This is a genomic window from Paenibacillus lutrae (genome assembly GCF_009757775.1).
GTDB classification, from domain to species: domain Bacteria; phylum Bacillota; class Bacilli; order Paenibacillales; family NBRC-103111; genus Paenibacillus_F; species Paenibacillus_F lutrae.
This window is the reverse complement of the sequence record NZ_RHLK01000003.1, coordinates 464,225-489,433: the sequence shown is the minus strand read 5'-3', so window position 1 is coordinate 489,433 and position 25,209 is coordinate 464,225. Positions and strand designations below refer to the sequence as shown.

The 25,209-nt window shown below is 48.4% G+C and carries 31 protein-coding genes and 1 riboswitch; of the genes, 27 read left to right on the top strand and 4 right to left on the bottom strand.

Annotated features, from left to right (window positions below; all coding sequences use genetic code 11):
* Positions 1–38 precede the first annotated feature (38 nt).
* From EDM21_RS08295 to EDM21_RS08285, 4 genes are all read left to right on the top strand, one after another.
* Positions 39–620: a DMP19 family protein gene (locus EDM21_RS08295; RefSeq protein ID WP_157334532.1), complete on the top strand. Its 582-nt coding sequence runs from the start codon at positions 39–41 to the stop codon at positions 618–620.
* Positions 621–682: 62 nt separating this feature from the next.
* Complete coding sequence (locus EDM21_RS24925) at positions 683–982, top strand: GNAT family N-acetyltransferase (RefSeq protein ID WP_235918096.1); 300 nt, start codon at positions 683–685, stop codon at positions 980–982.
* Positions 865–1,122, top strand: a complete 258-nt coding sequence (locus tag EDM21_RS25480) for a GNAT family N-acetyltransferase (protein WP_420850651.1) — start codon at positions 865–867, stop codon at positions 1,120–1,122. The genes EDM21_RS24925 and EDM21_RS25480 overlap by 118 nt, the downstream gene beginning before the upstream one ends.
* Positions 1,123–1,564: 442 nt before the next feature.
* On the top strand, positions 1,565–1,978 hold the full coding sequence (locus EDM21_RS08285; RefSeq protein ID WP_157334529.1) for a hypothetical protein: 414 nt from the start codon (positions 1,565–1,567) through the stop codon (positions 1,976–1,978).
* A gap of 49 nt (positions 1,979–2,027) precedes the next feature.
* Here EDM21_RS08285 and EDM21_RS08280 read toward each other — a convergent pair whose 3' ends face one another.
* Together EDM21_RS08280 and EDM21_RS08275 are read right to left on the bottom strand one after the other, a co-directional pair.
* Positions 2,028–2,942, bottom strand: a complete 915-nt coding sequence (locus tag EDM21_RS08280; RefSeq protein WP_157334528.1) for a hypothetical protein — start codon at positions 2,940–2,942, stop codon at positions 2,028–2,030.
* Between the two features lie 219 nt (positions 2,943–3,161).
* Positions 3,162–4,070: a hypothetical protein gene (locus EDM21_RS08275; protein WP_157334944.1), complete on the bottom strand. Its 909-nt coding sequence runs from the start codon at positions 4,068–4,070 to the stop codon at positions 3,162–3,164.
* Positions 4,071–4,476: 406 nt separating this feature from the next.
* On the opposite strand from EDM21_RS08275, the gene EDM21_RS08270 reads away from it, so the two are divergent.
* The 5 genes from EDM21_RS08270 to EDM21_RS08250 all read left to right on the top strand — a co-directional run bounded on the left by EDM21_RS08270 (position 4,477) and on the right by EDM21_RS08250 (position 7,563).
* Positions 4,477–5,160, top strand: a complete 684-nt coding sequence (locus tag EDM21_RS08270) for a hypothetical protein (RefSeq protein ID WP_157334527.1) — start codon at positions 4,477–4,479, stop codon at positions 5,158–5,160.
* A 44-nt stretch (positions 5,161–5,204) separates the two neighbouring features.
* Positions 5,205–5,420: a hypothetical protein gene (locus EDM21_RS08265; protein ID WP_157334526.1), complete on the top strand. Its 216-nt coding sequence runs from the start codon at positions 5,205–5,207 to the stop codon at positions 5,418–5,420.
* A gap of 101 nt (positions 5,421–5,521) precedes the next feature.
* A complete protein-coding gene (locus EDM21_RS08260; protein WP_157334942.1) occupies positions 5,522–5,995 on the top strand; it encodes a DinB family protein in 474 nt (157 codons plus the stop codon).
* Positions 5,992–6,582, top strand: coding sequence for an AAA family ATPase (locus EDM21_RS08255; protein ID WP_157334525.1), 591 nt, complete (start codon positions 5,992–5,994; stop codon positions 6,580–6,582). The genes EDM21_RS08260 and EDM21_RS08255 overlap by 4 nt, the downstream gene beginning before the upstream one ends.
* Positions 6,583–6,834: 252 nt before the next feature.
* Entirely contained in the window at positions 6,835–7,563 is a 729-nt protein-coding gene (locus EDM21_RS08250) for a metallophosphoesterase family protein (protein WP_157334524.1), read from the top strand.
* Between the two features lie 19 nt (positions 7,564–7,582).
* On the opposite strand, the gene EDM21_RS08245 is transcribed toward EDM21_RS08250, so the two are convergent.
* Complete coding sequence (locus EDM21_RS08245) at positions 7,583–8,338, bottom strand: MerR family DNA-binding transcriptional regulator (protein ID WP_235918095.1); 756 nt, start codon at positions 8,336–8,338, stop codon at positions 7,583–7,585.
* A 156-nt stretch (positions 8,339–8,494) separates the two neighbouring features.
* On the opposite strand from EDM21_RS08245, the gene EDM21_RS08240 reads away from it, so the two are divergent.
* The 6 genes from EDM21_RS08240 (at position 8,495) to EDM21_RS08215 (ending at position 12,133) form a co-directional block, all read left to right on the top strand.
* Positions 8,495–8,989: a DUF6022 family protein gene (locus EDM21_RS08240; RefSeq protein ID WP_338043949.1), complete on the top strand. Its 495-nt coding sequence runs from the start codon at positions 8,495–8,497 to the stop codon at positions 8,987–8,989.
* A 616-nt stretch (positions 8,990–9,605) separates the two neighbouring features.
* Entirely contained in the window at positions 9,606–10,172 is a 567-nt protein-coding gene (locus EDM21_RS08235; RefSeq protein WP_157334521.1) for a hypothetical protein, read from the top strand.
* 18 nt (positions 10,173–10,190) lie between these two features.
* Positions 10,191–10,799, top strand: coding sequence for an HD domain-containing protein (locus tag EDM21_RS08230; protein WP_157334519.1), 609 nt, complete (start codon positions 10,191–10,193; stop codon positions 10,797–10,799).
* Between the two features lie 13 nt (positions 10,800–10,812).
* Positions 10,813–11,397, top strand: a complete 585-nt coding sequence (locus EDM21_RS08225; protein WP_157334517.1) for a GNAT family N-acetyltransferase — start codon at positions 10,813–10,815, stop codon at positions 11,395–11,397.
* The gene (locus EDM21_RS08220) at positions 11,378–11,566 is read left to right on the top strand and encodes a DUF6886 family protein (protein ID WP_157334515.1); all 189 of its coding nucleotides are present in this window, start codon (positions 11,378–11,380) and stop codon (positions 11,564–11,566) included. The genes EDM21_RS08225 and EDM21_RS08220 overlap by 20 nt, the downstream gene beginning before the upstream one ends.
* 54 nt (positions 11,567–11,620) lie before the next feature.
* The gene (locus EDM21_RS08215; protein WP_157334513.1) at positions 11,621–12,133 is read left to right on the top strand and encodes an NUDIX domain-containing protein; all 513 of its coding nucleotides are present in this window, start codon (positions 11,621–11,623) and stop codon (positions 12,131–12,133) included.
* A 28-nt stretch (positions 12,134–12,161) separates the two neighbouring features.
* On the opposite strand, the gene EDM21_RS08210 is transcribed toward EDM21_RS08215, so the two are convergent.
* Positions 12,162–12,746 (bottom strand): DJ-1/PfpI family protein, encoded by a 585-nt coding sequence (locus EDM21_RS08210; RefSeq protein ID WP_157334511.1) that lies wholly within the window; start codon positions 12,744–12,746, stop codon positions 12,162–12,164.
* 60 nt (positions 12,747–12,806) lie between these two features.
* A riboswitch (ZMP/ZTP riboswitch) is annotated at positions 12,807–12,886 on the bottom strand.
* 120 nt (positions 12,887–13,006) lie between these two features.
* On the opposite strand from EDM21_RS08210, the gene EDM21_RS08205 reads away from it, so the two are divergent.
* From EDM21_RS08205 to EDM21_RS08150, 12 genes are all read left to right on the top strand, one after another.
* Positions 13,007–13,555 (top strand): NUDIX hydrolase, encoded by a 549-nt coding sequence (locus EDM21_RS08205; RefSeq protein ID WP_157334509.1) that lies wholly within the window; start codon positions 13,007–13,009, stop codon positions 13,553–13,555.
* Between the two features lie 66 nt (positions 13,556–13,621).
* On the top strand, positions 13,622–14,170 hold the full coding sequence (locus EDM21_RS08200) for an SGNH/GDSL hydrolase family protein (protein ID WP_157334507.1): 549 nt from the start codon (positions 13,622–13,624) through the stop codon (positions 14,168–14,170).
* A 34-nt stretch (positions 14,171–14,204) separates the two neighbouring features.
* Complete coding sequence (locus EDM21_RS08195) at positions 14,205–15,563, top strand: TrkH family potassium uptake protein (RefSeq protein ID WP_157334505.1); 1,359 nt, start codon at positions 14,205–14,207, stop codon at positions 15,561–15,563.
* An 88-nt stretch (positions 15,564–15,651) separates the two neighbouring features.
* Positions 15,652–15,849 (top strand): hypothetical protein, encoded by a 198-nt coding sequence (locus tag EDM21_RS08190; protein WP_157334503.1) that lies wholly within the window; start codon positions 15,652–15,654, stop codon positions 15,847–15,849.
* Positions 15,850–16,104: 255 nt separating this feature from the next.
* Positions 16,105–17,100: a cation diffusion facilitator family transporter gene (locus tag EDM21_RS08185; RefSeq protein WP_157334501.1), complete on the top strand. Its 996-nt coding sequence runs from the start codon at positions 16,105–16,107 to the stop codon at positions 17,098–17,100.
* Between the two features lie 467 nt (positions 17,101–17,567).
* On the top strand, positions 17,568–18,431 hold the full coding sequence (locus EDM21_RS08180) for a DUF421 domain-containing protein (protein WP_338043948.1): 864 nt from the start codon (positions 17,568–17,570) through the stop codon (positions 18,429–18,431).
* Positions 18,432–18,458: 27 nt separating this feature from the next.
* Complete coding sequence (gene spoVAC / locus EDM21_RS08175) at positions 18,459–18,932, top strand: stage V sporulation protein AC (RefSeq protein ID WP_068774302.1); 474 nt, start codon at positions 18,459–18,461, stop codon at positions 18,930–18,932.
* On the top strand, positions 18,929–19,948 hold the full coding sequence (gene spoVAD, locus EDM21_RS08170) for a stage V sporulation protein AD (RefSeq protein WP_157334499.1): 1,020 nt from the start codon (positions 18,929–18,931) through the stop codon (positions 19,946–19,948). Before spoVAC ends, spoVAD begins: the two co-directional genes overlap by 4 nt.
* A 2-nt stretch (positions 19,949–19,950) precedes the next feature.
* Positions 19,951–20,301: a stage V sporulation protein AE gene (gene spoVAE, locus EDM21_RS08165; RefSeq protein WP_068774304.1), complete on the top strand. Its 351-nt coding sequence runs from the start codon at positions 19,951–19,953 to the stop codon at positions 20,299–20,301.
* A gap of 228 nt (positions 20,302–20,529) precedes the next feature.
* Complete coding sequence (locus tag EDM21_RS08160; protein ID WP_157334497.1) at positions 20,530–21,495, top strand: AAA family ATPase; 966 nt, start codon at positions 20,530–20,532, stop codon at positions 21,493–21,495.
* Positions 21,492–22,736: a DUF58 domain-containing protein gene (locus EDM21_RS08155; RefSeq protein ID WP_157334495.1), complete on the top strand. Its 1,245-nt coding sequence runs from the start codon at positions 21,492–21,494 to the stop codon at positions 22,734–22,736. The genes EDM21_RS08160 and EDM21_RS08155 overlap by 4 nt, the downstream gene beginning before the upstream one ends.
* Positions 22,729–24,999 carry a DUF4129 domain-containing transglutaminase family protein gene (locus tag EDM21_RS08150; RefSeq protein ID WP_157334492.1) on the top strand — a complete coding sequence of 757 codons (2,271 nt, stop codon included), beginning with the start codon at positions 22,729–22,731 and terminating at the stop codon, positions 24,997–24,999. The genes EDM21_RS08155 and EDM21_RS08150 overlap by 8 nt, the downstream gene beginning before the upstream one ends.
* Positions 25,000–25,209: the final 210 nt, after the last annotated feature.

Below are 25,209 nucleotides of genomic sequence, written 5' to 3'. Positions count from 1 at the left end.
CTCCTCCACACCAATCTTAATACACAGGAGCCAGGAATATGAATGAATTAAAGCCGATTCTCAGCCGCTTAATTCCCGTTCATGACGGCATACTCAGATCAGGCGAAGATATTGTGGAGCATATTGCAATCCGTCTCTATGACAATGATTGCAGGAAGCTGGGCCTGTATCTTAATCAGATCCCTCTTGTATTAAAAGATATCGTGCTGGTGATCGACATGGATACGGAGATGAATATGAACGGGATCTTAGGGTTCTTGGAGAACTCAACGGGTCTTTATTTGAACGAGACGATTGAAGCCCTGGATAGAATGGAAGCGTTTCGTGATGCCAACTGCCTGAGGAATATCCGGGCGATTTTGCTGGCATACGGAATTCAGCTTCATGCGAGAAGAGTGGGCACGAGCCATCAAGACTTATATGAAGTATCGAGCGGGGACAAGCCCCAGGGAACACTGCTGAAAGAGGCAGCCGGAGCTATCGAGGCCGAAGCCAGCCGGATGTACCTGTACAGTGAGCACGAGAATTTATTTGATCATGTGTTCCTCTATGCGGAGAAGAATAAATACGTTCTCTATGAACAAGTAAATAGAATTATGCTGGCAGCCAATTTTACATAAGTGAATCACGTTTCATCCTGTTCGGATTAACTGGATAAGGAGCACAAATGGAGCCTATACAATTGGAGAAAGTTCAAGAAAGGCTGGATCTGAAAGAGCTTAATGAGCTTGTTACCGGTAGTGTCCGGGAGGGCTTCCGGCACTTGACCCGGCTAGTGGAAGATTATCATGCAGGCGCGAATAGATTCGATCAGACCGGGGAGGCGCTCTTTTTGTGCCGCTTGGAGAACAAGATAGTCGGGATCTGTGGTCTGAACCGGGACCCTTATTATGGAGAAGGGTTGGCAGAGTTAGAAGGCTTTATGTACATAGAGCATATAGAAGGCATGGTATTGGGCATAAGCTTACAAGGGAGGTTCTGAACGAAGCAGCCAAGCATTACAATCGGCTGGTCCTGTGGACGGATAATCCTGCAGCGGCTTCCTTTTATTTGTGGTTAGGCTTTACGGAGAAGAAAGACGAGGAATTCATGACACATTTCCTGGATTTGAACACATTTTAAATCTATGAAGTGAACAACTAGGAGGAAGAATCCCTATTGCTTTTCCGTAGGCTCACTCTGTTGCTTTCTTGCTATCTGGATTGGATGTGTAAGGTCCCACGCAACAGATTCATCCATCTGACTTCCCTATGTGACTAGAGCTTCGATTCCGCTGAATCGGGCTTTTTTCTGTTCCGGGCACAACCGGGAGATCGATTGGAATGCGATAATTGCCCAACAATAAAAGGAAAAGGAATTAAGTTTTGAACGAAATGGCATAGGATAGTATAATTATGGAAATGTATCAAAGTGTTTTCCAGAATTTCTGAGGCATTTATGTTTAACGGTCAGTTGTTAGTCCACAATTCACAATCAAGGAAACGGGGTGCGTTTTTACATTACGGACACTAACTAATCAATCATTGGAGGTATCGAATTTTCTAAGATTGCGAAGGAGTCATACATGAGAAACATAAACAAGCCGCTTTTAATCGGATTGGTTGTATCTTTATTTTTCAATATGTGTCTAGTAACGAAGTATCTGGATCATAAGGAACACGAAGAGGAGATGGAGTACAAATATTTAGCGGCGATGGGGAGAATTTCCGTAGGGCTAAGGGAGGTTACGGCAGAGGATTCGAGGGGGTACATATTTGCGATGGAACAAGCCGCCAATGCAGCAGCGCTCGTGGAATTCACCCCGTATCCGAGAAGTTATTCGAAGGGAATCTATGATTCTCTAAAAAACCTTTATTTGAATCATACGAAATTTAAGAATGGAGATGAATTGTTCCGTCTTTTGGAGAAACTCTCCAATAACCCTCATGACGAGGGAAGCTACTTCCGAATTCAACATATATTAATCAATAGTTTGTAAGGAATAAAGGCGGTGCATAAGCCCCGCCTGCTTATCCCAAGCTTCTGTTCTAGTTAATATTTGCCGGGTTCAAATAGAAGTAATGTTTGAGGCGGTGCTTGCCATCCGGATAGGCTTGTGAGCCCGATTCGAAGCTGATGTACAGATTTGAACCATAGAAAGCAATTCCTTCCGCCATCGGAGGGATGGTCAGGTCTTTGATTTTAGTTCCATTCGCCCCCTTATTATGAATAAGAAGCATACTGCTGTTGTTCCTGCCGCAGGACTGGCTGTAAATAACCTGGTCGCTGGTCATGGCCATTCCCTGAATGCGGTCAGGTGTTTTCCATGTATAGGTCGGTGTTGTGGAAATTCCTTCGGTGCTGTTCAGCTTATAGCCATAGACGGTCCCTTGAGAACCCTTCGAACACTGAGTCGCTCCTTCTACATACTCACCAACCCATAAAACCCCGTCATAGAAAGTCGCATAGGAAGCTTTATGGCTCAAATCGTATTTCTGCATCTGGAGTTTGGCGTAATCGCTGGAGCCGGATATCGTGGTCAGCGGAATCCGGTATACATCGGTTCCCGATGCGACCCACAGATAACTGCCGCTGATCGCGAGCCCGCCTACATGACCCGTATGTTTAGTGCCATCCTCATGATACAAATAATAGGTCCGGACTCTTGTGTCCGCTGAATCTTTCTCTGAAATCATCAAGCTGCTGGCATCTGCATTAATGCTGGAATAATAAGAAGAGATAATCCACTTTTTGCTGGACCAGATCGCCATTCCTTGAGGAACCCACTTCTTCTCGCTGATGAGGCCGGGAGTAAGAGGGCCCTGCGCAGCTACGCTGTAAAAACCAGGATATTCGGATTGATCAGCCGCATACACAGCCGCCGGAATGACAGCTGCCGCCGTGCTGAATAACAGAGTGGTGCTTAGCAGTACAGCTGCGGAAAGCTTCTTTATTGTTCTCAATATATAACATCTCCCTTCTTCTTCACTTCATATTAAAGCGTTTTCATGAAAAAATAAATAGAAAATCATAAAAATAATATTTAGATTATGTTAATACGGTAATAAAAGGGGTTAGTTTACATTTGTATAATAATTGATTACAATACAGCCGTTCTGCAACAAGATAAACCAAAATAAAATCAACATAAAAGGACAGCAGAACGCTGCCCTTTTACTGTTTTAAATCTTGCTCGGGTTCAAATAGAAGTAATTTTTGAGCCGGTGCTTGCCGTTTGGATAAGCTTGCGAGCCGGATTCAAAACTTACATACAGATTGGAGCCGTAGAAAGCAATTCCTTCCGCCATTGGAGGGAGAGTCAGGTCTTTGACCTTGGCTCCATCATAGCCTCTTTTATGAATGAGCAGTTTACTGCTGTTATTGCGGCCGCAGGATTGACTGTAAATAACCTGGTCTTTGGTCAAAGCCATTCCCTGAACCCGGTCAGGCGTTTTCCATTTATACGTCGGGGTGGTGGAAATTCCTTCGGAGCTGCTTAGCTTATAGCCGTAAACAGTTCCTTTAGAGCCTTTCGAACACTGGGTAGAACCCTCCGTGTACTCGCCGACCCACAGAACGCCGTCACGGAAAGTGGCATAGGATGCTTTATGTTTTAAATCGTATTTTTTCATCTTCAGTTTGGCATAGTCTTTGGACCCGGAAATTGTAGAAAGCGGAATCCGGTACACATCGGTCCCTGAAGCGACCCACAAATATTTGCCGCTGATTGCAAGGCCTCCTACATGACCCATATGTTTGCTGCCGTCCTCATTGTACAAATAATAAGTCCGGACACGTTTGTCCTTCGAATCCTTCTCCGTAATCATCAGACTGCTGGCATCGGCTTTGGAGCTTGAATAATAAGAAGAGATAATCCACTTTTTGCTGGACCAGACAGCCATGCCCTGAGGCACCCATTTCTTGTCACTGACCAGCCCGGGAGTAACCGGTCCCTGTTTGGCTACATTGTAGAATTTGGGATAGTCCGATTTGTCTGCCGCATAGGCTGCCGTTGGTGTGATGACCGCAGCTGCGCTGCTGAATAACAAGGTTGTACTTAAGAGAGCAGCTGCCGAATTTTTTCTCCACATCTTAATCACTAAATCCTCTCCTTTCACACCTATTTAAAGTTTTTAGCTAAAAACTAAACAAAAAATCCGTAACAGACCTTTAATAGCATATATTTTTCTAATTAAAGTAACTAATTTACGAATATATAGCGAAATAATAATGGGCAAATTCACATTCAGTTAAATGTAAGACTGGCAAACCATATATATCCAAATCCAATGCAATCATGATAAGATGTGAAGAAAATCGACGTTGTGAGGTCAAGTGAGAGGCTTTATTTTGAAAAAAGTTCCAATCATCGTTTATAATGAAGAGATCAACAGATATATGGCGACCGCGGCATTGTAGGCCGGTCTAACGGACAAGCATGGAAGAAGAGCAGCGTTTGTAAATGGGGTACTTCATACACATAAAGAGGGAATAACGATGTTAATTAAAGATGATAGAGACAGTCTGGAAAATCTTAAATTGTTCGTGGAAGATTGGGCAGGCCCCGTACTGCCGGAGTATGGGCTGAAAGAGGAGGAAGTACCCGCTTATTTTCCCAAACCGCTAAGAGACCTTTATCTTTTCGCGGGCAATTGGCCGGTGAATTCCCGCAGCAGCCGGAAGAAAAGCCCCGCCAACGGGCAGCCGGCTATTTTTCAAATTCAGGATATCCTGATGAGCGTAGAGAATACGATCCGGTCGCAGGGCCGGATTTCATTTATTACGGAGAATCAAGGGAATTGGACTTGTGAAGTGGAAGAGGGAAACGATGAATCGCCGGTGTACTGCAACGCGGCTGCACTCTGGGACGATACGGTAAAGGGGCATGAAAGGGTGTGCAATTCGCTGCAGCATTTCCTGGTTACTTTCTGTTTGCAGGAGCTGATGTTCAGCAGCAGGTTTGTAGGGGCTATTCAGGCCGATCTGAAGCAGGAGCTTTTCCGGGAACAATTGGAGCCGATTTGGCTGGACGGGTACTATGTCTTCAAAGAACCGACACACTCTTTTTATCTGTGTGCGAATAAGCTTCTCATTATGGATTATGCAGGCTTGTGGTATGCGTCTAACGATGAAAGTGCGCTGTCCCTGATCAATAATCGGGGCTTGGTTCATTCGCTTTAATCTCTTTTGGAGTCCGAGAAATTTGCAAAGGCGGAATTACATAGATGAACCACCATGTTAGCCGCAGAAGAAGGTCATGGATCGCAGTGGGATGTGCCTGCACATTTGTGGCTGCGTCGGCTGCAGCCGGCTATCTGCTTAGCACGGATAAGAACAACGATTATCTGAGCGTACTTATGTTTCTGATGTTAACCTCCGGATTTCTGACGGCTGGCAATGCCGCTGTGCTGGTGGTTCGCAGGAGGCGAAAGCATGACTGAAGTGCAGCTATAGGAGGGATTCTACTTTGATTGATCCGGATAATATTTATCGCATAACGGATGTAAGCGGGTTTACACCTCAGATCGGCCGCTTGCTCTCGATGATGAATTATGCCAGACATACTACGATTCAGGCCGTGGAAGGACTTAGCACTCAGGAACTGGACTTTCTTGTAGAGGCGCAGAGCAATTCAATCGGTGCCCTGCTGCTGCATTTTGCCGCTGTTGAATATGCTTATCAGCTCCAGACTTTTGAAGGAAGAGACCTGACGGAGGAAGAGTTGTCCGAATGGGGACCCGCTCTGAATTTAGGCGAAGAAGGACGGAAGCATATCAGAGGCCATGATCTGGCCTACTACCTTGCCCGGATGGATCAGGTCCGCCTCAGAACCTATCAGCTGTTTCAAACCGTAGGCGACGATTGGCTTGGTAAAGAGGAGCAAGATTTCTGGTATCATAAGCCTGCCAATTATTATTTCATGTGGTTTCATGTATTTGAGGATGAGATCAACCACCGGGGCCAGATCAGGCTTATTCGAAAAAGAATCGGCCGAATGGAATTGGAGACTAAATGATCATTTGGATTAACGGCGCCTTCGGGTCCGGTAAAACTCAAACCGCTTTTGAATTACATAGAAGAATTCCGCATTCCTATGTGTATGACCCCGAGAATGCGGGCTATTTTATCCGGGACAATGTGCCTGAAGAAATAAGTGAAAGCGATTTTCAAGACTACCCCGTTTGGCGTGAAATGAATTACACGATGCTGAACTATTTAAATACCCGTTACGATGGCATCCTTATTGTACCGATGACGATACCGAATGCCCAATATTTTAGCGAGATTATAGGAAGGCTTCGGCATGAGGGCGTGGAAGTTCATCATTTTACATTGTGTGCGTCCAAAGAGGTTTTGCTCAAAAGACTGAGAAGCCGCGGAGAAGGAAGCCGTTCCTGGGCGGCCCGTCAAATCGACCGGTGCATTACAGGGTTCTCTAATGAGGTTTTCCGTCCGTATATCGAGACGGACAAGATGTCAGTGGAGGATCAGGCTGTATGTATCGCTTCACAGCTAGGTATACCGTTAGCCCCCGATACGCGGGGAAAAACAAGGAAGCTGTACGACCGCATTCGCATGCAGCTGAGGCACATACGCTTCTAGAAGATGTTCTTGTGACGCATGAGTAGGTTCAATCTTCGAGATTTATAGCCGATATTGGAAGAAGCGGGTTGTCCAAAAGCGCCTGGTCAGCATACGAAGTTGCATACAAAATGGTTTAGCTTGGTCGAAACCAGCCTCATATGGGTAACTCTTATTAAGGCAAAACCAATTTGGAGTAAAGCTGTACAAGATTGATTTCTATGCGGAAATGGAAGAAACTAACGTCTTATCGACGAATTTACAGGAGATGACATGAACAGAATTTTAATGATCAGTGATATCCATGGCTGTTTGGAACCATTCAATGATTTGCTGAAAAAAGTTGAATACGACCCGTCAGAGGATCACTTGATTCTGCTGGGGGATTATGTGGACCGGGGGCCTCAAAGCAAAGAGACCGTAGAGCGGGTGATGGAACTCGCTCAGAATCACGGCGCGGTTGCTCTTAGAGGCAATCATGACCAGCGGTTGGTAGATTTAGTCCGCGGGGATAGCTTTGAAGTGCAGGCCAAGTTCTTGGAGCATGGCGGGCAGCAGACGATTCACAGCTACTTCGACTTAGCCGGTGATCTGGTCGATGAGGAAGTGATAGGCGAAGCGAAGATGCATATCAATTACTGGTATTCGAGCCAGATAGAATTCCTCAGCAGTCTTCCTCTCTACCACGAAGATGAGCATCATATCTATGTGCATGCCGGGCTGAATCCGGTCTTTACTAATTATAGAGATCAACCCGAGCGTGATTTTATGTATATCAAAAAAGAATTTTTCCAATTCGAAACGGTTGTAGACAAGCCCGTTATTTTCGGTCATACGAGAACTGCGGAACTTCATAATAGTGCGGACGTTTGGTTTGGCGGGGATAAAATCGGAATTGACGGCGGTTGTGCCTACGGGATGCAGCTTAACTGTCTGATTTATGAGGATGGAGTCTACCGGGCGGAACGGGTTACCAATGTGCCGGTCAGAAAGAGGAGATAGAAGCGGCGATGGAAACCCGTTATAAGCCGTGTCCATTCGGGTGTGGTTGAATGATTCCAGCTCCATCGAAGATCTCAGCTTTTGTAAACTGAATTAATTGGTGTAAATAAGATATCCCACACATTTGGGCTTCGATGAGCTTATCGAGATAAGACCTCACATTCTCAGCCACATTCATGACCCCCTGCAGATCCGTATGTTCTACCGCAGCGATGGATTGTTTGAAATTCACGGTATCTTCTGAATACACGGAGTTTTGAAACATTTGAATCAACCTGATTTTTAGCAAATGAGATCCACTGAATCGACGATAACGGTTGTCAGGGTCCCGATCCGCCGTTACATATCCTGCTTGCTCCCAGTAACGGATTGCCGATTTGGGAACCTGCGTCAGTTCAGATACTTCGTTGATGGAGAACGGCTCCTCTGTATACGGAGATTTACCTTCGTTAGCGTATAGTTGAATGTCCTGGATTAACCTCTCTAATTTCACTTTTTCCCCGTACAAGGCAACTTCTTTTTCCCTGATGGTCCACATTGCAACTTGCGGTTTGTCCTGACGGAGACAACGCAGCACCTCGGCCGTCACTTCCATACCGAATGCCGGGGCCATGGCTTGGATACACGACAGATAGGCTTCGTGCTGGTCCGTATAGATACGGTAGCCATTTGTTAATCGCTCAGCTGGTGGTATTAGGCCTTTAGCCTCGTAATTCCTTATAGTACTGGCGCTAATCTTGAATTTCGCCGCCATTTTTTGGGGGTGCGTCGTCAACTCGTCATCTCTCCTCATTACAATAGATCAAGATTAAACCTGCTTCTAAGGTTTTCTATAAAAATTGTTGGTATTCCTTCTCCTTTTTTGCTCAACCTTCCAATTGGCTTGCAAGTTGTACAATGGAATTGAAATGAGGAGAAGGAGGCGTTGTTTGTGAAGAAAGAATTCCTGATTTTCCAGCCAGACATGGCGATCGAAGAAATTCGTGAGGTGGCCAACAGGTATATCGAGTCCGAGTGGAGGTCCATATACGAATCCATGCATGAACAATTGACGGCTGCTTTTGTTGAAATCGAAGATGCGGCCTATGGTCTTTATTTGGATCAGCTTATACCGCCCATATTCGAACAGTTGGAAGATGCGGGTTTCAGCGCTATGGAGAACCTCGAAGAGGATGATTTCGTTATCGCCAAGCGGTTGATTTTCCGAAACTCCCTTGAAAAATGGGGTGCGGAACACAACAGATCGAGAATATTTTGGAACGTTATCCATGACAAGCAAGGCAACCCAATCGGCACCATACTCACGGAAATTCCCCACTCCCATCTGAAATTCGACATCCCTTCGGCTCCGGTCATTTACTCGCTGCGGGAGAGTCTCAAAGAGCGGATCGTGCAAGAAATTCGGCTAATTAAGGAATCCGGCTGAGTTCATTAGAATTGAAATGTATAACTCTAACGGATGGAATGGATAGGTCCAAACCTGACGGAAAGGTTTGAATCGTTTAACTGGCCCCGATCGTGGATGATGGGGTCAGTTTTATTCTGCAGAGCTGGCTAAAATCGCAAGTTATGCAGGCACGCATATGTAAAAAAAATCCTCCAAGGCTTCAAATTCAAAACCGCAGAGTAAAAGTAAAAATGTTACCATATCAGGAAAATTATGATATACTGCAGCGGGTTTGCTCCGAGGGGAGGTGAAAATTCCTATGCGAACAGGCCTCAAAGGCCCTAAAAGACTGCGCATGGTAACCGCTAGCTTGAAACTCTCGCGAAGCAAGACTTCGATCTCGCAGTGAACAGCTCGAAAGCGTCTGAGTCCGCGGCGAAGTCGATGAAGAAGCTGATGGTTACGGAACAATAAGATGTGTATTCTCTCCTATAAGAACACATCAGCTTAGCAAAGCCTCCCGGGGACGCCTGGGAGGCTTTATCTTTATTCCAAATAGAAACGAAACCTACAAGGGCAAACTTGTAAAAGTTACCCGATTTTAGTATAAACGAGGATAAAGGAATATCTTTGTTTGAATAAAGCAGGAGGATTTATGAAAAAAATTGTCCTCTATGGATTAAGTTGTGTCATTGTATTCATAGTCGTATTTACTATTCACCAAAGTTTCTCGTATAAGATTAGAAACGACCTGAAAGAAATTGAAACGGCTATTGAAGTCTGGAGCAGCAGGGGAGAGGAAGTAATAACAGATTACACTCATAAGAAATCCAAAGATGTGGATGACACCAAGCTTGTTTATCTTTTTGTCGGGGATACGGATTATCAGGCTGACGCCATTTTAACTAAAGGTTGGAATGGTAAATATAAAATCGAATCTACCGGGCAAGGCTCTAATCTGTTTCGCTATAAAACGATGAAGACGGATAAAGGCAGTTATGTATGGATCATGGGAAAAAATTACGATTTGAAAATAGATAGAATAAAAACGTTTTTTAAGAATGAAACTTGTGAGATGCGTATACCAAAGGAAGAATTCTTTATTGAAGTTTGCCGTCTTAAGAAAACCGATGTAGGAGTTTACGCCTATCCTTATAAAATTAAAGTGCTGAATGATCAGGGAAGCGATATTTTACAGGATCTATATGTAAACTATCATTAACGAGATAGGAGAGTTTGCATGAATGCCGTCTACGCCCGTCTTATTTTACCTCACCCGACTGGAAATTTGAAAGAAGAGATTTACCAGTTCTTACTGCACAATCACCCTGCCACAGCTGAGCATTGTATGGAAGTGGGAGAGGAAGCTGGACGAATCGCCAAACAGTACGGGGCTAATGTTGAAGCAGCCCAAGCTGCCGGTTATCTGCATGACATCAGTGCAGTCTTTCCGAATCCGGAGAGAATCCGTGTGGCAGTTGAGCTGGGAATCGAAGTACTGCCCGAAGAAGAAGTATTTCCTATGATCATTCATCAGAAAATTTCCAAAGCCATGGCGAGAGATTTATTTCACATCCAGGATGACGAAATTTTGGATGCCGTAGGCTGCCATACGACACTGCGTGAGCATGCGACTCGGCTGGATAAAGTGTTGTTTGTCGCGGACAAGATCCGCTGGGATCAATCGGGAACCCCTCCCTATCTGGAACAAGTTAAGGCCAAGCTGGAACATTCACTGGATGCCGCAGCATTTGAATATATCCATTATCTATGGCAGCGTAAAGAAACGCTAAAGGTGATTCATCCATGGCTGGAACAAGCGTACTACGACCTGGAACAAGGAATATAGGGGAGGCAGCACCATGTTTACTAACAAAATTAATGACCATCTGGAGCTTAGATTGCTCGAGCCTAGATATGCCGAAGAATTATTCCACCTCATAGACCGCAACCGCGGGTATTTAAAAGAATGGCTCCCGTGGGTAGATGGAACAATGAAGGTGGAAGATTCACAGGCCTTCATCAGCGCCTCTCTCCAGACTTTTGCGAATAACGGGGCAGTGCAGCTAGGAATCTTTTATAGAAACAAACTGGCAGGCTGTATAGGCCTGCACGGTATAGACAGGTCCAACAAAAGTACTTCAATAGGCTACTGGCTTGGAGCCGAATTTCAAGGGCATGGGATAATGACGGACTCGTGCAGAGCCCTGGTGGATTATGTCTTTGCCGAGTGCGGGCTTAATCGGATCGAGATCCGGGCTTCGGAATTCAATGCCAAAAGCAGGGCGATCCCCGAGCGGCTTCATTTTGTGCAAGAAGGATGCGTAAGACAGTCGGAGTGGCTGTATGACCGCTACGTCGACCATGTCATTTACGGCCTGTTAAAAGAAGAATGGGCACAAATTCCGATAATCAGGGAAGGGTCAGATGAATCTTTACCATTATAGCAGCGAGCCGATACGCGATCTGATCGACAAGCTGGCCGATCTGAACATTGAAATCAGGCTGACGCCTAACCTGCATCCGCTGAAAGAAGCGATTCTAAATTCAACTCTCGATGATTTTGGGATGCATCGCTTCCATCTGGCCAGACCGCTTCATAGGAAGACCAATTAGCTGATGGCAGGGGAAATGTAACCAGGAGAAAAGAGAAGGGACGCGTCTATATTTATGAGCAGTCATACCAACTATGCCGATTGGAACGGCGAACGAGTCAAACTTACTTGGACTGCCTCCATGCAGCTTCCGGACCATGCACAAGTAACGAGCGTTCACGGGGTCTGTTTTCATAACGATAAAATTTTGCTGGTGCATGTGCACAACCGGGGCTTCAATCTTCCCGGAGGTCACGTAGAGGGAAGTGAAACACCGGAAGAGGCTTTTCACCGGGAAGCCATGGAAGAAGGATGTGTCCGGGGGCGGATCGGACTGATCGGCTGCATTGAGGTAAGTCATGAGGAGAATGAACACTTTAATCCAGACGGGAAATATCCGATGATCGGTTACCAGCTGTTTTACCGCATGGAAATTACCGAATGCCTGCCGTTCACTAGAGCGTACGAATGTTTATCCCGTATCTGGGTGGAGCCGGAGGAGATTCCTTACGTGATTGAAGACCATGCGCTTATTCCGATCCTTGTACAAGAAGCTTGCAGAGACCGGTCAAGCGGACAGCTCCTTTAGAAGAGTCTGGGCAATGAAGACCGCCTTATCAGCGGTCTTTTTCCCGTAACGGACGGTAATAAGGATAGTCCATTTTGTCTTGTACTTGAAGCGCGAATTCGGGGCTGGTCAACGTCTCTACAAGAAACAAGCCCAAATCAATCGACGTGGACACTCCACCTCCGGTGAAAATACCCCCGTCCCTCACGACCCTCTCTTGTACGACTTCTCTGCAGTAGGGAGCCAGGAGTTCGTAGGCGGACCGGTTAGTCGTTGCCCTTCTGCCTGTCAGGAAACCCGCTGCGCCCAGAAGAAGAGCTCCTGTACAGACGGATACTTTGTATCGGGCGGAATGCGCCGTCCGGATCCAGGAGACGAATTCGGGATCATGCCTGAGCTGGCGGGTGGACATTCCTCCGGGTATGAAGATCAGATCATATCCGGCAAGGTCCGGGCGGACATGCTTGATTCGGAGCGACAGCCCCCGGTCGTCCGTAATTTCCTCTTGAATGGAGCAGAAATCCCAGCTGACCTTTTCTTTTGCCTGCAAAATGCCCATCCATGTGACGGCTTCGGTGAAGCCGATCAAATCGAGTGACGTCATTCCTTCAAATGCGATAAATGCCATTTTCATCCTTGAGCACCACCTTCTAATGATCTGTTCACGACAAAAAGTACCGGATCACAAGGATCGGTACTTTGCCCAGGCGTACGGCGGTTATCCGAGTGTGCTTCCTCATGGTTCTCCATGCTACGCCAGTCGCACATCGTTTGATTTTCAATTATTTTACAAGAAGCATAATGAAAGTTCAAGCAGGTTTTAAATTGGTATAAGTACAGGCACCGTTTTATAATTAGGAACAAATGAGCTTTTAGCAGATTGGACATGAAACGATGATTACGTATAACATTTGCTTTATAAGGCAGGGAGACCGGATTCTGCTTCTGAACAGGGAAAAGCCAAGCTGGATGGGCTGCTGGAACGGGATAGGCGGCAAACTGGAAGAAGGTGAAACGCCCAGAGAGTCCATGGAGAGGGAAATTCTTGAAGAAACCGGTATTACGGATTACAGGCTTCACTATAAGGGTCTTGTGACTTGGCCCCTAAACGGAGCGGAGATAGGCGGGATGTATTTGTATGCGGCTGAGGTAGCGGAGGATTTCGTATTTGCCGGGCCTGTGAAGACCGAAGAAGGGATTCTTGACTGGAAAAAGATAGACTGGATCCTGCATCCCCAGAATAAAGGAATCTCCTCCAATATTCCGGTTTTCTTCCCTTATCTGCTGCATGAAGAGGGCTGCTACGACCATTTTTGCGATTACCGGGAAGGCAAGCTGGTCAAGCACCAATCCGTCCTGCTGGAAATAGCGGACGATAGTGTGGAAATGACCGAGTTCTATTTAAGGAATAAAGGGGCTGCATCATTTCCAAATCCATCCTGATCCTTTATACTCTTGTTTAAGACATCCGTTTATCATTTCAAAAGACGGTTTACTATGAGGTGGACGATGAAAAAAGTATTATTGCTAGGAGATTCAATCCGGCTCGGGTATCAGCCTCTCGTTAAGGAGAGACTAAGAGGGGAAGCGGAAGTTATAGGACCCGAGGAGAACTGCCGTTTTGCCAAACACACCCTTTGGGGTGTGAATCTCTGGCTGAAAGAGCTTGGCACCCCGGATGTTATTCATTGGAATAACGGGCTTTGGGATCTGCATCATGAAGCTCCTATGGTTGAAGCGCTGACGGCGCTGGACGAATACATAGAAACGCTTAGACGGATTATTAACGAGCTGCATCGTACAGGCGCTCCGATTATTTTTGCGACGACGACTCCTGTAACTCCTGATTACGTAGGGAGAAGCAATGCCGAAATCGACCTGTATAACACGGCGGCCGTTCAACTGATGAACAGGCACGGAATTGAAGTGAATGATCTGAACGCTCTCATTAAACAGAATCTCAGCGATTATCTGTGTGAAGATAATCTGCACATGAATGAACAGGGGAGCGCGGCATGCGCGGGGCAGGTTGCCTCCGTCATCCGACAATATTTGTAACCGGGATTGTTTGCTCGCGACAAGGAGAATAGAAATGGCTAGAAAGAAAAAAAAGTTCCTGATACGTTTTACACCGCCGCAAATACTCGCCTTGGGAATTCTGACGATTATCTTAATCGGATCGGTCCTGCTGTCTCTGCCGGCTGCTACCGTCTCAGGCCGGCCGCTGGCCTTCCTTAATGCTTTTTTTACCGCCACTTCGGCGGCTACGGTTACGGGGCTCACGGTCGTTAATACCGGAGCGGAGTTCTCTCTGTTCGGTCAACTGGTCATTCTGGCGCTCGTGCAAGTCGGCGGCCTGGGTTTTATGACGATGGCTACATTAATTGCACTGGTTCTGAGAAAAAAGATCTCTTTGAGAGAACGCCTTCTCTTGCAGGAAGCGATGAATCAAAGCTCTGTGGAAGGCATTGTACGGTTAATCCGCAAAGTACTGACCTACGCGCTGATCATTGAGCTCACAGGTGCTGTTTTGTTCGCCATTCGCTGGTCGTTCGATATGCCGCTGGGCAAAGCCATTTACTTTGGGGTGTTCCACAGTATTTCAATTTTTAATAATGCGGGGTTTGATTTATTTGGCAGTATCCCGGATTCCAAGGGAAGCCTGATGGAATATGTACATGACCCTTTTATTAACCTCGTTGCAATTGCGCTTATCGTACTGGGGGGGATAGGCTTTATCGTGATGGTGGATCTTCTGGATTACAAGGAGACACGCCGGCTTTCCCTGCATTCCAAAGTCGTTCTTTCCGCCACCGGACTGCTCATTCTGTTAGGGTCGATCGTTATTTTTATTTTTGAATTTACGAATCCGAATACGCTGCAGCCGCTGAGTTTTACGAGTAAGCTGTATGCCTCCTTTTTTCAATCGGCCACGACCCGTTCTGCCGGTGTAAATACGATTGATATCGAATCGATGCGGCAGGCTACCCAGTTTTTTATTATTATCCTGATGTTCATCGGAGCAGCTCCCGGTTCCGCGGGAGGCGGAATCAAAATCACGACATTTGCCATTCTCGTCGGAGCTGTGTACGCCATGAGCCGCGGCAGAGAAGAAATTGTCTTCTTCCGTAAAAGACTGGCCAAGGACAGGCTGTACAAGGCAACGACTTTGACTCTCCTCGCCTTGTTCCTGATCATTATCGGCACGATGGCGCTGTCTGTATTGGAGAGGGCTCCGTTTCTTATCATTATGTTCGAGATTACCTCGGCATTCGGTACGGCGGGCATGTCCCTAGGGTTGACATCTGAACTGTCCGTTCCCGGCAAAATGCTAATGGCGGTCCTGATGTTTATCGGCCGGCTGGGTCCGCTGACTCTGGCGTATGCCCTTACTCCTAAGGGAGGCAAGGAGCTGTACCGCTACCCCGAAGGTAAAATCACAATCGGATAAAAGAAGGCTCGGATGGAGTAGCCCTTATCATCTGCGGATACCCTAAGATGGCGTTCACTTGAGCATCACCTTGGAGGGAGGAATCAAGATGTCGGGCCAACCGAGTAACCGGGAGACGAATAAATTACCCGGCGGCGATCATCGTCAGCAGGGAATTTATGAAGATGTAAGTCCGCATGAGCGGACCGGTCTGAGGGCGGATGACTCCGTTCCGGTCTCAGAAGATTCGGATACGGACGTCACGGGAGCGATCCAGGAGCAAGACAGACAGAACGTCTGGGGTTAACTGTATATTCCCAAGAGGTGCCCGTGCCGGATAACCCCCCAGGATTGGTTTGTCCGGTCAGCTTGAGTGGTTCATAAATAGCGCGCGTCTGCGGTCGGGCGCGTGCTTTTTATAAATGCGATGCCCATCTCGCTCAGCTGATTTTCTGAAATCGTTGTTCATAAATTGACGTAGGATCTGGTTGAGTCTTCATGTTTCGTGGTTACAAAAGTAGGCAACGGTTGTTAAGTTTACATAGGAGGAGTTTAAAACTTTATGGCATCTGAAAAAACGGGCGAGAAAACAAACTGGATCGAATTGATCAAGAAAGGGAACGTATCCTCCGGCACGGCCGCAGTCGGGAATGCAGCTATCGCTGTCGCCAAAGGCGTTGCATCCGTTATGACGGGAAGCGGGGCTATGTATGCCTCGATGATGCACTCCATTGCCGATGCGGTCAATCAGGCATTTGTTTTTGTAGGAAGCGTGCTCGCTGAGAAGAAGCCGACACGCAGGTTTCCGACGGGATACGGACGCGTCATTAATATTTTCTGCATGATCGCGGTCATGGTCGTAACGTTCATGGCTTACGAAACGATTCGTGAAGGCATTCATCTTCTGCAGCACCCCTCTGAATCCAAAGGCTTTTGGATTAATCTGACTGTTCTTCTTTTTTCCATCATCGTAGACGGATTAATTCTTTTCAAAGCCATGAAAGAAGTGAACAAAGAAGCGCGTGTGGAAGCCAAAGGATTTGCGGGCACAGTCGGCAGCTCTTTCCGTAATGTTAAACGGGCAGCGCCTCCAACCCGACTTGTTTTTTACGAAGATCTCGTAGCCACCAGCGGCGCATTGCTGGCACTTGTTGCGGTCGTTGTAACAACCCTGACGAATTTTGCGGCGATTGACGGGATTTCCAGTATTCTGATCGGGATTCTGATGGTTATCGTAGCGTTCCGCGTCGGATATGATAACATGGTCGGTTTGATCGGTGTATCGGCACCTCCCGATGTGGAGAACAAGGTTGCGGCCATTATATTCTCCGATTCGAATGTGACAGATATTTATACGATGCGCGTCGTACAGGAAGGGCGCTATTATCATGTGGATGGTCTTATTGAACTGAAGCCGGGGATGACACTCGCCGATGCGGACGACGTTAAGCTAAGAATCCGTGAGAAGCTGCTGGGAGATCCGGATATTGCAGACGTTACACTCGGTATTCTGGAAGACAACGGAGTGAAGGATTGGGTGCCGAATCCCGCCGAATAATTCTCTTTCATCCAGCCCTAAATTATTTTAATGAACCGGATACAATCCCAACTTCAAAGAGGTTGGGATTTTTTTATGCCGCTGAGCCGCTCGATTATTCCTATGGTCTTTCAGTTCGTCACCTTCTGTGGGTGATTCACTCTCCGGAGTATAGACGCATACCCTGATAAGGATTCTAGTCTATTGGTTAAAGGAGTCTGCCCGCCGTGAAACCGAGTTACATGCTCGCCGTTCTTATCTTGTTTATTCTGCTGGTCGCCATTCTCTTAGGGTTTTTATAACGAAATATGAACAAACGGCTGCTCTCCGGAGACAGCCGTTTTTGTTACAGGTTATTTTTCAAAGGATTCTTGCGAAGAGGAGTCAGGACTAGCCGTTCACATTCTTTCCCATGCTTTTCCTTTCATACCTGCTTGCGGCCCGGACATGCTAAGAATTCAATTAAAGCCGGGAGGAGAGGGGATATCGTGGTCGAAGGGGTTGGGGATATTATGCTGCGCTCTCTGGGGGCGATCTTCATGCTGTTCGTGGTCACCCGGGTGCTCGGCAAAAAACAAATTTCCCAATTAAGCTTATTTGAATACGTAACGGGTATTACGCTGGGTGAGCTTGCCGGATTCTTGTCGACGGATATCGAGGCTCATTATCTGCATGGTGTAGCTGCCCTCAGTTTATGGTTCTTCATCCCGCTGACACTCGAATATACCACTTTGAAAAGCAAGCGGCTGCGTCATTTATTTGAAGGAAAAGGCAGGGTCATGATCCGGCAGGGCAAAATTCTGGAAGATAATTTAAGGAGAGAACGTTATACGGCGGATGAATTATTGGAACAGCTCCGGGCCAAAAGTGTATTTAAAGTCGCTGATGTTGAATTTGCCATGCTTGAAGCAAGCGGTGAGCTGAGTGTTCTGCTTAAGAAAGATAAGCAGCCGCTGACTGTCGAGGATGTGGGAATTATCAGCGGCCCGGACAGCCTGCCTCATACGGTTATTATGGATGGACAAATAAATGATGAAGAACTGGCGGCATCTTCCCTTTCAAGGGAATGGCTGCACAAGGAATTGGTCAAGCTAAACGCAACCGTAGACAATGTTTTTCTTGCCCAGGTAGGAGACAGCAACAAGCTGTATGTGGATTTCTACGACGACGGGAAAGGCCACAAGAAAGAGAAGCCGCAGGCTGAGCTGCTTGCCACCTTGCGCAAATGCACAGCCGATATGGATTCTCTGGCGCGTTCGAGCGGAACAATCGAAGCCCGGGTGAATTATGAAGAGACTGCGGCGGCGCTCCGGGAGGCTGTGCAGAAGCTGTCTGGCAAAGCTTATAAATAACCGCACAAGATAAAGGGGGTAATGCTGATGGCGAGTAACAAGAAGACAACGACACTTTCCCAGCAGAAATACCAGGAGTTAGCTAAGAAAAATGAACCCAAAAGACCCGTGGTCGCCAATTGTATCCGTGCTTTTATCGTCGGGGGATTCATTTGCATAATCGGGCAGGGCTTGATGATGTTCTTTGAGAAAGTGTTCGGCTTCACGAAGGAAACGGCGTCTAATCCGACAGTAGCTGTTCTTATCCTTATCTCCGTCATTCTGACCTCGATGGGCGTCTATGATAAGATCGCCCAGTGGTCGGGAGCCGGAACGGCCGTACCGGTCACGGGATTCGCCAATTCAATGTGCTCGGCGGCAATTGAGCACCGCAGTGAAGGCCTAGTGCTGGGAACCGCGAGCAATATGTTCAAGCTGGCCGGCTCCGTAATCGTATTCGGCGTCGTGACCGCTTTTCTCGTCGGTATCTTTACACTGATATTCGGAGGAGGAGCACATTGATTAGTCACAAAGGACAAACGTGGGAATTTCATAATCCCCCGGTGCTGATCTCGGCGGCAACCGTAGTCGGGCCCGATGAAGGACAAGGCCCCCTCGCTAATGATTTTGACTTGATTCATCAAGACAACACGCTTAAGCAGAAAAGCTGGGAGAAAGCCGAGAAAGCGTTAATGGAAGACGCGGCTGATCTCGCCATTAAGAAATCGGGAATGCAGAAGGACAACATCAACTTTTTCGTGGGCGGAGACTTGATGAATCAGATCATCTCCAGCAGCTTCGCGGCCAGAACCTTATCCATCCCTTACCTGGGCGTGTTCGGCGCCTGCTCTACATCCATGGAGAGCCTGGCGATCTCCTCTCTCATGGTAGGCACGGGAGCTGCCAAATACGTGCTTAGCGGCACCTGCAGCCATAACTGTACGGTAGAAAAGCAGTTTCGCTATCCGACGGAATACGGCTCGCAGAAACCCCCTACCGCTCAATATACCGTGACAGGTGCCGGCGCTTCTGTAGTAGCGGCGAAGGGGGAAGGCCCTGTGGTGACCTCCGCTACAATCGGCAAAGTCATTGACATGGGAATCACGGATCCTTTCAATATGGGAGCCGCCATGGCACCCGCTGCAGCCGATACGATCGTGGCTCATTTTCGCGATATGAAGCGCTCGCCGGACTATTACGATCTGATTGTAACCGGTGACCTTGCTTCGGTCGGATTCAAGATCGTCAATGAGCTGCTGAAGGAGCAGGGAATGCCGATTCCCAGCCGGTTGTTCAATGACTGCGGCCTGATGATCTACGATATAGAGAAGCAGGGTGTCCAAGCCGGAGGCAGCGGCTGCGGCTGTTCGGCCGTCGTTACATACGGGCACCTTCTCAAGCGGATTGAAAAGGGCGAAATCCGGCGTCTGCTCGTCGTCGCCACCGGGGCTCTGTTGTCCCCGCTGTCCTACCAGCAGGGCGAATCTATTCCTTGCATCGCCCATGCGGTAGCCATTGAAAGACAGGAGGGAGCTTAATCATGCAGTTTCTATGGGCATTTCTTATCGGAGGAGCGATCTGTGTCATCGGCCAGCTGATGATGGACCTGGGCAAGCTTACACCGGCACATACGATGACTACGCTTGTAGTGGCCGGAGCTATTCTGGACGGATTCGGCTTATATGACCCGCTGGTCCGATTCGCCGGTGCAGGCGCAAGCGTTCCGATTACGAGCTTCGGGAATGCGCTCGTACATGGCGCGATCAAGGAGCTGCAGTCAAGCGGCTGGATCGGCGTCATTACCGGTATCTTCAAAGTAACAAGCGCCGGGATCTCATCCGCGATTATTTTCTCTTTCCTGGCGGCCCTGTTCGTCAGGCCCAAAGGATAATTCGGCAGATGGGGCCCCGCTTCCCGCTTGAATAAACGTCCTGGTTCGATTCCGGAACCAGGACTTTTTGCGTACCGGGAAAAATGCGAAGCCTGCGGATTTACAATATCCTACGAAGTGTGGGATTTTTTTAAAATATAGGGAGCATTATTGTACACGCTTTCGACTTTCCTGTAATATAAAAACTAGCACTCCACAACCTTTTACCCGAAGGAGGATTTACGAAGTATGGCTGCTGTGTCCCAACCCAGAATGAGTGAAATTTCGCAAATTAGATCCAATCTGGAATCATGTATATTAGGTAAAAGTGAAGAGGTTATGCTGCTGTTAACGGCGCTTCTTGCTGGAGGACATGTCCTGCTTGAGGACGTTCCCGGCACGGGAAAGACGGTACTCGTCAAGTCGTTGGCGCGTTCGATTCAAGGACAATTCCGGCGCATTCAGTGCAATCCCGATCTGCTGCCGACCGATATTACAGGTGTATCCATCTACCATCCGAAGAATGAGGCTTTCTTTTTTCGGCCGGGCCCGATTATGGCCAACATTCTGCTGGTCGATGAAATAAACCGGGCGACTACGAAGACCCAATCGGCTTTACTCGAAGCGATGGAGGAGCATCATGTTACGGTGGACGGGGAAATCTACCCGCTCCCGCGGCCTTTTATGCTGCTCGCTACGCAGAATCCGATAGATTTTGAAGGCACGTATCTGCTTCCGGAGGCCCAGCTGGACCGTTTTATGATCAAATTCAGCCTAGGCTATCCCGACAGCGCGACAGAACTGGAAATGATATCCTCGCAGAGCCGGGTGCATCCGGTAGAGCAGCTTCAGCAGGTGGTAAGCGTGGAACAAGTTCTTGCCATGCAGGATGAAGTGAGAAGTCTTTATCTCGATGATGCGATTGCCCGCTATCTGGTGGATATAACACGCGGTACGCGGGAGCATCCGGCTGTCCATCTCGGCGCGAGTCCCCGGGCGACGCTTGCGCTTGTTCAGGCGTCTAAAGCTTACGCATACTTGAACGGCCGGGATTATGTGCTCCCCGACGATGTGAAATACTTGGCCCCTTATGTGCTCGGGCACCGGTTGATTCTTACCTCGGAGGCCCGCATGGAAGGAGAGACACCCCGGTCCGTGTTCGAATCGGTAATGGCGCGCACGAAGGTGCCGGTCCGTCTGGAGAAGGCAAGATGAAGCGCTTTGCCCCTTCGGCCACCCAAAAGAGCAGACAGGCGACATTCATTCTGGGCTTTCTGCTGGTCTTGAGCTTCCTGTTCATATTATTCCAGGGGGGCAAGCTGGCCTCGATGCTTTTTGTCATCCTGAGCTTGTTGACGGTATACCTCGTTCTGGGCAAATGGAGCGGAATCCGGCAGGCGGAAGCCCATAGAGAAATCATAACGGCAGACGATACTGAGCGAATTCAGGCCGGACAGTCGATACAAATCAAGCTGCGCATCCACGTGCCCGGCGCCTGGCCGATTCCTTATTTGCTTGTCAAAGACGAAATGATCCGCGGCAATAAGGAGAAAATGGGGATGAAAGGTTCTGTAGTCCTCAATTGGATGCGCAAAGGGGAGTATGTCTATAAAACCCCTCCGCTCCGCCGCGGCCACTACAGCATGAAGAAAGCCGAATTCGCCACGGAGGATGTATTCGGCTTGTACGAACATACCGGAACGGTAGATCTCCCGTACAGTTTCGTCGTATTCCCGCAGACAATTGAGATCCGCAACTGGGCGCAGTTTTCCCATTCTCCCCGGGGATCGAGGCACCATTCCGTCAACGCCCGCATGCAGCGGGAAACGACTCAGATAAACGGAGTCCGCGAATACATTCACGGAGACCGTTTATCCCGTATTCACTGGAATGCGACCGCGAGAACGGGCAACTGGAGATCCAAGGAGTTCGAAAGAGAGACTTTGCCGAAGATGGTCATAATCATCGACCGTAACCGCGGCATTTACCGGACGCAGGCTGATTTTGAACTCGCCGTATCGGCAGCGGCCTCCCTGCTTCAGTTCGGCGCCCAGCGCAATATCGCTGTAGGCTTATTATCCTCGGGCAAGGACACTTATATGGCCCTCCCTAAGACAGGACCCCGTCAGGCCGAGATACTGATGGACCACCTTGTAGAGGTGGAGTCTGACGGCAGCCGTACCTTGCAGCAGGTCATTAACAATAGTAAAGAGCTGTTCTCTCCCGGTACGCTTGTGATCTTCGTGACGCCCCGCAGAGGGACAGATACGCTGGCTCTTCTGCACAGCGTAGAGAAGCAGCGCATGCTTGCTTGTCATCTGTGTGTAGAAAGCGTCAAAGATTCCTCGACTGATCACTGGGTGCGGGAAATCCACAAGCTGGGCTTTATGGGCTACGCAATCCAATCGTTAACGGATCTGCCTGCCGCTTTGGGGGGTGCAAAACCGTATGCATAGGCTCTGGAGAATCATCCGGCGGCTGGCCGGCACGGAGAGCACTCAGAAAATGATGTCCCTGCTGGTTCTGTTATTCTTATTTCAATTTGTCGGCTGGATCCGCCAGGAAGAGGGCATGTGGCTTCCCGAAACCGTCACCGCCGTTGTGTGGACCTTATTTGCCGTCTGTTTTACGTATTTTATCCCCAAGTTGTATTATCTTGTACGTGAACTTTTGCAAATTATTCTTGTACTTCTTGTTCATGCCGTTGTACTCGAGTATCAGTTCGTTCCCTTATCCCAGGTAGATTCCATGACCACATGGCTTCAAGCGAATGTATCGCAGCTTGTCCCGTATATATGGTTTGGTCTTGCTGCCTGGTGGGTTTTCCTGATGATGATGTGGGCAGTCCGGACAAAAATCGGCGTATCTTTTGTTGTTATTTTGTCTATATTGTTTTTCGCCGTCCGGGATTCGTTCAGTGTCTTGCTGCTCTGGCCCCAGGTGGCAACGATTATCTTCTGCGGTTTGTGCATGCTGATCGTGCGCCATTTTGCCAATCTGAAGAAAAAAGCGCCGGAGAGCTGGGAGAATCTGGCCGAATATCCCGGTCCGCTGATCGTTCCTGTCATTCTGATTATTGTCATAACGTTCTCCATGGGGGCGATCGTTCCTGCTATCGATCCCATATTGACCGACCCGTATACAGCCTGGAGGCAGTTTAAGGGGGATAAGGTTTCTTTCCTGCCAAGCAGCGACAATTCGGGGAGAACCGTTATCCCGGAAGCATCGGATCCGCTTCTCAAATCGTCCGGTTACAGCCGTAACGATGCTCAGCTTGGCGGCCAGTTCCAGTATGACTACTCGCCGGTTTTTAATGTGGAGACGAGTGCTAGAACGTATTACCGGGGCGAGACCCGCGCTTTGTATACCGGCTCAGGCTGGGAAGCAAGCAGCGGGGATAAGCGCGCCAGGTCTGTGACGGTCGGAACGGACGGCAAGCTGGCCGCCGACCCGGCAGTGGATACCTCCAAGCTCAAGACCAATAAAATTACGCAGACGATTACGATGCGCAATAACGATGTATATCCGGTTCTCTTCGGGGCTTTCCCGATGGCTCAGATCACTTTGCTTGAGTATACCGGCAAAGAAGGTGAAAATCCCAGCCAGCCTGTGCCCGATCAGCACAACAAGCTGCGCTGGTCCGGCCGTCAGAGCGAGCTCCGTTTTAACCCCAGAACGAATTACCCCCGTCAATATGAGCTGGTGTCGGAGACACCGATGCTTGATCTGGACGGGCTTAAGAAAGTAGATATGAACAAACTGGACAAATCACAGTGGCAAGAATATTTGCAGCTGCCGGATAAGCTGCCGGATCGGGTTGGCCAGTTAGCCCGGGATATTACGAAGAACGAAACGACCGCTTACGGTAAAGTCCGTGAACTGGAAATGTACCTTTCCAGTAAATATCCGTATACGAATACACCGGATGTATCCAAAGGGAAGAGCAGTGATTTCGTAGACCGCTTCCTGTTCGAAATCAAGGAAGGCTACTGTGATTATTACTCGACCTCTATGGTCGTTCTGACCCGTTCATTAGGGATTCCGGCCAGATGGGTGAAGGGTTATGCATCCGGCACTTCCAATGAAGCATCCACGTTGGGCTATATCCGGGGTGCCATGTCCGATCCCGATGCGGGGGGTACGTACAGTATCCGCAATTCGGATGCCCATTCCTGGATGGAGGTGTATTTCGAGGGTTACGGATGGCTTCCCTTCGAGCCGACTGCCGGATTCTCCCTGCCGCAGAGCTATTACACCGAGCCGGCCGCTTCTGCGGAGGCGCCAGAAGCGAATTTAGACACATCCGGAACATCGGATGCGGCGGGCTCCTGGTCCTGGTTGAAATACACGGCATACGGCCTCTGCGCTGCGGTGCTGTTAATCGCTATCGTTGTCACTCTGATCCGTGTGTTCACCGGCAAAAATATTTTGAGCCGATTTAACCGCGGCCCCCGAGCCGACAACTATGCACAGAATATCGTGCAGGAAGTGAACCGGCTGCTCCGGTACAGCAAGCGCAAAGGCTACGTGCGCTACGAACATGAAACGATCCGGGAGGCTGCTGCCCGTTGGAATGCTCAGAGCTACTGGCTTGCTCCGGAGCTGGCACCTGTACTTGACCTGTTCGAGAAAGCCAAATACAGCTGTGCATCCGTAACAGAGGAAGACCTGGAAAAAGTGCAGCAAAGCATCAAGACGCTGCGGGCGCAAATGAAATAATGCCAGACAGGCCTCCGGGCTATTGGAAGCCGTTTCCTTCTATGGAGGAAAGCGGCTTCCTCTTTTTTATGAGGAAGTTATTTCCATTCATCTTATGCCGGTGGAACCGTTTTCTGCCCGTTGCTGTATGGATGACTCCCTTATCAGGGAAAGCTACTGAAAGACCGCTTTGTATCAAATGCTCCTTCCCCTTCATGCTGGTTGCGGCAG

What these genes read in the sequence shown, in the direction of transcription:
- EDM21_RS08220 (WP_157334515.1), top strand. Translation starts at nt 11,378, where the DNA reads ATGAATCTTTACCATTATAGCAGCGAGCCGATACGCGATCTGATCGAC.
- EDM21_RS08200 (WP_157334507.1), top strand. Translation starts at nt 13,622, where the DNA reads ATGAAAAAAGTATTATTGCTAGGAGATTCAATCCGGCTCGGGTATCAG.
- EDM21_RS08260 (WP_157334942.1), top strand. Translation starts at nt 5,522, where the DNA reads ATGATGAATTATGCCAGACATACTACGATTCAGGCCGTGGAAGGACTT.
- EDM21_RS08270 (WP_157334527.1), top strand. Translation starts at nt 4,477, where the DNA reads ATGTTAATTAAAGATGATAGAGACAGTCTGGAAAATCTTAAATTGTTC.
- spoVAE (WP_068774304.1), top strand. Translation starts at nt 19,951, where the DNA reads ATGCAGTTTCTATGGGCATTTCTTATCGGAGGAGCGATCTGTGTCATC.
- EDM21_RS08210 (WP_157334511.1), bottom strand. Translation starts at nt 12,746, where the DNA reads ATGAAAATGGCATTTATCGCATTTGAAGGAATGACGTCACTCGATTTG.
- EDM21_RS08250 (WP_157334524.1), top strand. Translation starts at nt 6,835, where the DNA reads ATGAACAGAATTTTAATGATCAGTGATATCCATGGCTGTTTGGAACCA.
- EDM21_RS08265 (WP_157334526.1), top strand. Translation starts at nt 5,205, where the DNA reads ATGAACCACCATGTTAGCCGCAGAAGAAGGTCATGGATCGCAGTGGGA.
- EDM21_RS08205 (WP_157334509.1), top strand. Translation starts at nt 13,007, where the DNA reads ATGATTACGTATAACATTTGCTTTATAAGGCAGGGAGACCGGATTCTG.
- EDM21_RS08150 (WP_157334492.1), top strand. Translation starts at nt 22,729, where the DNA reads ATGCATAGGCTCTGGAGAATCATCCGGCGGCTGGCCGGCACGGAGAGC.
- EDM21_RS08235 (WP_157334521.1), top strand. Translation starts at nt 9,606, where the DNA reads ATGAAAAAAATTGTCCTCTATGGATTAAGTTGTGTCATTGTATTCATA.
- EDM21_RS08230 (WP_157334519.1), top strand. Translation starts at nt 10,191, where the DNA reads ATGAATGCCGTCTACGCCCGTCTTATTTTACCTCACCCGACTGGAAAT.
- EDM21_RS08255 (WP_157334525.1), top strand. Translation starts at nt 5,992, where the DNA reads ATGATCATTTGGATTAACGGCGCCTTCGGGTCCGGTAAAACTCAAACC.
- EDM21_RS08160 (WP_157334497.1), top strand. Translation starts at nt 20,530, where the DNA reads ATGGCTGCTGTGTCCCAACCCAGAATGAGTGAAATTTCGCAAATTAGA.
- spoVAC (WP_068774302.1), top strand. Translation starts at nt 18,459, where the DNA reads ATGGCGAGTAACAAGAAGACAACGACACTTTCCCAGCAGAAATACCAG.
- EDM21_RS08190 (WP_157334503.1), top strand. Translation starts at nt 15,652, where the DNA reads ATGTCGGGCCAACCGAGTAACCGGGAGACGAATAAATTACCCGGCGGC.
- EDM21_RS08155 (WP_157334495.1), top strand. Translation starts at nt 21,492, where the DNA reads ATGAAGCGCTTTGCCCCTTCGGCCACCCAAAAGAGCAGACAGGCGACA.
- EDM21_RS08225 (WP_157334517.1), top strand. Translation starts at nt 10,813, where the DNA reads ATGTTTACTAACAAAATTAATGACCATCTGGAGCTTAGATTGCTCGAG.
- EDM21_RS08295 (WP_157334532.1), top strand. Translation starts at nt 39, where the DNA reads ATGAATGAATTAAAGCCGATTCTCAGCCGCTTAATTCCCGTTCATGAC.
- EDM21_RS08285 (WP_157334529.1), top strand. Translation starts at nt 1,565, where the DNA reads ATGAGAAACATAAACAAGCCGCTTTTAATCGGATTGGTTGTATCTTTA.
- EDM21_RS08185 (WP_157334501.1), top strand. Translation starts at nt 16,105, where the DNA reads ATGGCATCTGAAAAAACGGGCGAGAAAACAAACTGGATCGAATTGATC.
- EDM21_RS08275 (WP_157334944.1), bottom strand. Translation starts at nt 4,070, where the DNA reads ATGTGGAGAAAAAATTCGGCAGCTGCTCTCTTAAGTACAACCTTGTTA.
- EDM21_RS08195 (WP_157334505.1), top strand. Translation starts at nt 14,205, where the DNA reads ATGGCTAGAAAGAAAAAAAAGTTCCTGATACGTTTTACACCGCCGCAA.
- EDM21_RS08215 (WP_157334513.1), top strand. Translation starts at nt 11,621, where the DNA reads ATGAGCAGTCATACCAACTATGCCGATTGGAACGGCGAACGAGTCAAA.